This window comes from Vibrio sp. 10N.222.46.A1, assembly GCF_041473595.1.
Taxonomy (GTDB): Bacteria; Pseudomonadota; Gammaproteobacteria; order Enterobacterales; family Vibrionaceae; genus Vibrio; species Vibrio tasmaniensis_A.
This window is the reverse complement of the sequence record NZ_JBFRSN010000774.1, coordinates 1-438: the sequence shown is the minus strand read 5'-3', so window position 1 is coordinate 438 and position 438 is coordinate 1. Positions and strand designations below refer to the sequence as shown.

Genomic DNA, 438 nt, shown 5'->3' with positions numbered 1-438 from the left:
TAACTGCTCGAGTGCCGCGCCGCCTTTAATTAATGCGCCACGTTTCGCTGCGGCTGCTAAACCAGAAGTAATTGCAGCAGGTGTCGAGATAACCAACGCACACGGACAAGCAATCAACAATAGAGCTAGACCTCGGTAAACCCAGGTTTCCCAAGGCTGCGCGAACAGCAATGGTGGGGTGATGATGACCAACAGAGCCACCAACATCATTAGTGGTGTGTACCAGCGGCTAAACTTATCGAGGAAACGTTCAAGCGGTGCTTTACGAGATTCTGCTTCTTCAATCAAGTGAAGAATACGGTCAATCGCGTTCTCACCCTGTTTTGACGTGATGGTGATACGAACGACTTTATCGACCACCACAGCACCAGCCATAATGCTGTTGCCTTCGATATGTTCGACAGGAACAGACTCACCCGTTAGCGCACTTTCATCAAA

The 438-nt window shown here is 49.5% G+C and carries 1 pseudogene; it reads right to left on the bottom strand.

The annotated features are described in order from the left end of the window. Window positions 1–438, bottom strand: a pseudogene (gene zntA / locus AB4496_RS19940) (Zn(II)/Cd(II)/Pb(II) translocating P-type ATPase ZntA); the annotation flags it as partial.